General features: G+C 46.4%; 6 protein-coding genes and 1 pseudogene. 3 read left to right on the top strand and 4 right to left on the bottom strand.

Going from position 1 to position 5,465, the window contains the following annotated elements; all coding sequences use genetic code 11:
* Positions 1-540: pseudogene (locus AC6I5A_RS13740) on the top strand (hypothetical protein); the annotation flags it as partial.
* 235 nt (positions 541-775) lie between these two features.
* Here the strand turns inward: AC6I5A_RS13740 and AC6I5A_RS13735 are convergent.
* From AC6I5A_RS13735 to AC6I5A_RS13725, 3 genes are all read right to left on the bottom strand, one after another.
* Positions 776-1,087, bottom strand: coding sequence for a hypothetical protein (locus AC6I5A_RS13735; protein WP_497900772.1), 312 nt, complete (start codon positions 1,085-1,087; stop codon positions 776-778).
* Complete coding sequence (locus tag AC6I5A_RS13730) at positions 1,062-1,688, bottom strand: hypothetical protein (protein WP_034617227.1); 627 nt, start codon at positions 1,686-1,688, stop codon at positions 1,062-1,064. Before AC6I5A_RS13730 ends, AC6I5A_RS13735 begins: the two co-directional genes overlap by 26 nt.
* A gap of 170 nt (positions 1,689-1,858) precedes the next feature.
* Entirely contained in the window at positions 1,859-2,347 is a 489-nt protein-coding gene (locus AC6I5A_RS13725) for a YlbF/YmcA family competence regulator (protein WP_034614099.1), read from the bottom strand.
* Between the two features lie 159 nt (positions 2,348-2,506).
* Between AC6I5A_RS13725 and AC6I5A_RS13720 the strand changes: the two genes are divergently transcribed.
* Positions 2,507-3,199, top strand: a complete 693-nt coding sequence (locus AC6I5A_RS13720; RefSeq protein ID WP_034614101.1) for a GDSL-type esterase/lipase family protein — start codon at positions 2,507-2,509, stop codon at positions 3,197-3,199.
* Positions 3,200-3,491: 292 nt separating this feature from the next.
* Here the strand turns inward: AC6I5A_RS13720 and AC6I5A_RS13715 are convergent, their stop codons facing one another.
* The gene (locus tag AC6I5A_RS13715; RefSeq protein WP_034617224.1) at positions 3,492-4,220 is read right to left on the bottom strand and encodes a ZIP family metal transporter; all 729 of its coding nucleotides are present in this window, start codon (positions 4,218-4,220) and stop codon (positions 3,492-3,494) included.
* A gap of 313 nt (positions 4,221-4,533) precedes the next feature.
* On the opposite strand from AC6I5A_RS13715, the gene AC6I5A_RS13710 reads away from it, so the two are divergent.
* Positions 4,534-5,268 carry a GerMN domain-containing protein gene (locus AC6I5A_RS13710; RefSeq protein ID WP_034617222.1) on the top strand — a complete coding sequence of 245 codons (735 nt, stop codon included), beginning with the start codon at positions 4,534-4,536 and terminating at the stop codon, positions 5,266-5,268.
* Positions 5,269-5,465 lie beyond the last annotated feature (197 nt).

The raw sequence follows: 5,465 nt of genomic DNA, 5'->3' as shown, positions 1-5,465 counted from the left end.
TATAATCAAGGGCAAGCGCGTCAACTTATTTTACAAGCCGCACAACAAGGGATTATTGGCAATGGAGTGGCTACAATCTCACCTGACAATAGTTTTCTTTTGATTGCCAATCTTCCAGCGCCACAAACGTTCCTGGGACAAGGACAAACGGGGATGTATGCGTCGTATTTGGTGGATGACAAGGGGAAGACGGGATTTTTAGCAGGGGTATTAAGGTCAGTTGGGAATGGAGTTTATCGGGCTCATTTCCACAGCCAAGTTCCACTCCATCATTACAGTCGTGTTGTAGTCTCAGTGGAAAATCCGGCACAGCTCGGGCAAGCGCCGAATGGGCCGATTATTTTAAAAGTCAAAGAGCCGATGGGAATGATGACATTTCTGACTCCGATGAAGAATACCGCAACGACTGTCTGGGGAAAGATATCTGGATTGATCAATGGCCGAAAGAAACCGGCGATAAATCCGGAAGCTGCTCCAATAAGTCCGGAACTTCTTCAATCTCTGAACCAAATGGACGTAGACCCGGAACCCAAAAAATAAGTATAGATAGTACCTTTTCAGAGGGTATTACACCATTTAAGGGGGTAAGTAATTCATTTCGAAGAATTACTTACCCCCTTTCTGGACGGTCCCTTCTCGCTATCGCGGTGCCTTGCCATTCTGCAAGAAGGCTAATACGTGCGAAGACAGTGTCTTCGCGGGTGGCGCTACTAACCTCAAACGTCCTGTTTGAGTCATGGCAACAGGGACACTTGACCATCCACGGTCGTCGCATTTAGAAAAGAAACAGGATGAGTAAAATCAGCGCAAGTATACCAAGCGTCCCAAGGGTCACAGTGATGCCAAGCGTCGCCAGGTTTATTTGTGCTAAAAGTACATTAGAGAAAAAGGCAATAAAGAAGAACAAGGTCATCGCCAAAATACCCGCCCCCAAGGGCGGGGACCGTAGAAGAGGAACGAGGCTTTTAAATCCATAATCCCAAGTATCTACTGCCTTGGGCTCCGAACATCCACGCGGTGGGGATGGGGAGCTCTGCGGAAAAACTGCAGGAAAGATGGGATTACTGGATCGAGTTAGCAAAGGCATGGGTGTTTCCTCCATTCCCTGTACCATTTGGAGTTCCTATTCCGGCTCGTTCAATAAGGAATTGGGCAATGATTAAACCAAGGGCGATAAGTAGGTTGCCGGGTGCTCCCGGAACTTCAAATAATGGGACGGTAAACGAAGTATCCGGGCTTCCGTCAAAAGGAGCGAACGAAGTTGAAACAAATAGGGAGACACTTAAATTATCGGGGAAAAGTGGTTCGTCCCCACCGACGGGGCCAGAGCCTTGCCCTGGAACAGGTGAAACGGATGGAACGGTTGAAGGCATAGGGACTTGCCCTTTGATGGTTGCATGCACAAGCTGGTTTAGTTGTCCCAAGGTCAGGGTCTCGGGATAATGAATTGAAATCGTGCGGGATAGGTTTGGAGGATGAACCAAATCTCGTTTAAAAAGAAACGACATGAGCATATCCAAGCCAACTATAATCATTGAGGCAAAGTGGAGTTTGATGGATGCCAAAGGTAAGATCATCGCACTGACAGGGCTAAACTGCAAGTCGCGCCGGATAGGGCTGGTCACTAAGATAGAAAAAGAGAAAGGAGTCGCCGGCAACTGGGGTGAACAGTAATATTGGTTGATCACAACGTTTCTCCTTTCTCAAAGATCTTATCAAAACCAAGTGTGAATCGTTACCCATACCCCTAAGATGACCACGATCAGGAGCGCGATGAACGTCACGGGATGTGTAATATCGTTAACGAATTTAGGTCCCTGATAACCGCCGACTTGCACTTTTCAATAACACTTCCTCTTTATTGTTTTTGAGTAAATCCAAGCGGGAGTTTAAGGCCTTTTAACATTTCCGGCGAAATTTGCATCTTCTCCATAGAGTCTCCGCCGCCGATTCTGTCAAGAATTTGCTGGGCCATGCCTTTTAACTCTTCCGGTATGGGGAGATCATTGGCCGAGGGCATGCCATTCATTGCGGTAGTTAGGGTTAGGTTGACCATGGCCATAAGTTTTTCAAATTTTTGCTGTTGAATAAAGTATGCTTTGATCAGGGGATGTTTATTTATAAGACGGATCTTAAGATCAAGTAGCGCTAGAGATTCTTTTTCAGGAACAACTTTACTGATCATTTGAGTGGTTACCAACCCGCGCTCTTTTTCTTGGTACTGGATAAAGGCTTCTCGGCTTAGAGGATCAGTCATAATGGAAGCTTCTGCAGCTTTTAAACCTTGAATTTCGGGGGTTTGAGACAGGGCTTCACCCAATTCGCGGGCCTTGTCAATGTAACTCATAGGGGCACCTCCTTTTTTCCTTATACAAAATATGCGTTGAAAGGCGTACTGGTGTACGATGGGTTCCTTCGGAGAGATGAAAATAAGATTACAGTTGAGAAGGAGAAGGAAAGTTGAGAATTGCGTAGAATCCCTTCTGTATAGAAAGGGGGAATGTTTATGCGTACATTTCGATTGGAAATACGCTTGATTCAAGCCGCTGCAGGGCTTGCTTTTATCGTGCTGATCGCTGGTTTTTTTGGATTATGGGGACAGGGTGGCAAAGAACCAGTGGGAGGGACAACTATCCAGGGATTAGAATCGAAATCCGCTCAAACCTTGAGCAATTCAAAGATTGTCGCTTTGGGTGACTCGTTTACTTTAGGATATCCGCTTGACGCGGCACATTCCTGGCCTAAGCGCACGGCGGATATTCTGCAGGTTCCGGTGATCAATAAAGGAAAAGGATATCAGACGGCGAAAGATCTGCTCGATCGTTTCGATACGGATGTAGTGGCCGAGCAACCGGGCCGTGTGATTATTTTTGCCGGGATTGGCGATGCGCTTCAGGGGGTACCCCTGGATGAGGTTCAAACAAATATTCAAGCAATGGTGGAGAAGGCAAAAGCCAACCGGATTATTCCAATTTTAGCTTTGCCCCTTGAGTATCCGGGGTTTCGACAAGCCATTAAAGACACTCGCGAATGGGAGATGAATTACGCTTCGACGCAAAATATCATGACATTGGACTTTGCGACTGTGTTGTTTGACGCAGACGGGAAATTCTTAAGCGGTTTATCCTCAGATGGAAAGTATCCGAATGCCAAAGGGTACGTGACGATGGGAGATTATGCAGCAAGCGTCCTCAAGTAAGAGGGTCCGCGAGATACGGCCTGTTTCCCGCGCTTCGGAAAAGGCGGATTAGCGTGCAAGTCGGGACAGTTCTCGACTTGCATTTCTTGCATCTCGCGCCCCGTCGACCCAAGCCGGAGGAAGTTTCTTAGCTTAGAGAGCACGGAGAGAGGAATCGCGTTAATGAGTGAAGTCGATGAGGCTTGAAGAAACGCATTGGTCGCACATTCAGAGAAGCCCAGAGGTTATGCGTTTTAGCCTCAGCGACAAGCGAATAGCGATGGAACGTGTGCGACCGTGCTAAGACACTGACTCACAGGCCAATTAACGTAAAAAAGATAAATCCGATAGTTCCGCCGAGTAGGGCATAACGAGGATGTCGTTCACGAGAGAGGGGCCAGAGCTCCGCGAAGATAAGAAAACTCATTGCACCTGCGGCGAGGGCAAGAAAGAAGGCCAGGGAATTCTGAACACCTTCAAGGGCGAAGATTCCAGCCAAGGCACCAAGTGGAGTGAAAAAGGCGATCCCGATGTTCAGTAGAAGAATTTTCCACCAACGGATTCCAGCCATTCTTAAGGGCGCTGTGGTCGCCATCCCTTCTGGAAGATTGTGTAATGTGATGGCAAAGGCAATAAGAAGGCCAAGGCCGGGGGCAGCTTCTTGGCTGACGGCGATAGCCATGCCTTCAGGGAGATCATGTAAAGCTATCCCAGTTGCAACGAGAAGACCGGTCCTTTTTAGACGTTGACGCCGGGACAGGGGGAGAGTGTTATTGAAGACACTTAGGCGAATCTCTGCAAAGTACATGAAGAGAAGGCCTAAAACAAATCCCATGCCCACCTGAAGCGGTGGGCCGATCTCCCAAGCATTCGGAAGCAAATCAATGCTCACGACTGCAAGCATCACCCCGCCGGCTCCGGCTAAAAGGGAGGCAAGAACACGTTCTTTTGGCATACCAAATAACAGGACGAGTAGGCTGCCAAATGTTGTTGCCAGTCCGGCAATCATACTAATCCAGATAATTTCGTACATGTCGGGCATGAGTGACTCCTTTCTATAATTTAACGATACCCATATTTATGGATTAAAGCAGTGTTTTATACAATAAAAATACAAAGACCGAGAATTTACACAGACAGCCCTTCACTTAATTATGAGGGGGCTGTCTGTTTTGGCCTAAAATACTTAGTATATGAAACGAAAATGTACTATTTATTAGGACAAAGCATAGGTTTAGAGTGAGGATAGGGAAACTTCTCAGTGGAGTAATCAACTGAAGTTTGTTTAACTTATTCAGGGGCTAAATGTTCGAACATTGAGTATTGAAAATCGAACTGGGGAAGGGGCAATAAATATGAAAGTACGGATTTGGAACAGTTTTCTCGGGGGGGTTGTTCTCTTCAGCCTCATTTTTATTGCGGGCTGTGGGACACTGGAGACTTTAGTGAATAAGGATGGGGCTGCGACATCATTTGGAGATTTTATTGGTTGGAATAAAACTGCTACTATTCCAGATGCAACAACTGCGACAACTTCTGCGGAGACCAAGACAGTAGTACTGTATTTTGCGGATTCAACGGGTAAATATTTGGTCAAAGAACAACGTATCTTGCCTAAGACAGTAAGTCTGGCGAGAGAAACAGTGACTCAGTGGTTAAAAGGTCCCGCAGAAACTGGAACGACGGTGCAGGCTTCAGTTCCTACGACTACGGTGCTACTTGATATTGCCATAAAAGAAAATGTGGTCGTCGTCGATCTAAGTAAAGAATTTTTGCAACCTAATGCTAAGGTATCACCAGAAGTCGCTCTATATGGGCTTGTCAACACGCTAACTCAGTTTGCAACAATAAAACAAGTGCAGATTCGCATCGAGGGAAAACCGCTAACCAAGTATGCGACAATCGACGCCACAATGCTGAGCAATAAAGCGAGTTTAGTGAAGGGAAGTACCGCCACCACCACAACCCCAATTGTTCCAAGTTCAAGTACGGGCTCAGGGGTTACTGCGCCTGATAATACCAGTAATGTAGTCCTTCCTGATTCACCCAGCTCGATCAACCTTTTCAATTATCCTCCTAGTTCCACCTAAGGAGAGTCTGCGGGACACGTCCACTAACACCTTTTAGTTTGAGTTATGCGGTGGCCCAAATTATTAAGAATAGCAGCTCCGGCAGCCTGGTTTAGAAGATGTGCAAAACGTTTGAAGTATCGGAGCGATTATTATTATTGTGATGACAGCTGCCATCAAGGATTTATTTAAATTTTTTAGATCATTATTTGCATAGT

The organism is Desulfosporosinus sp. Tol-M2, assembly GCF_059735615.1.
The sequence above is the reverse complement of the archived record's forward strand: the minus strand, read 5'-3'. Positions and strand labels throughout refer to the sequence as shown.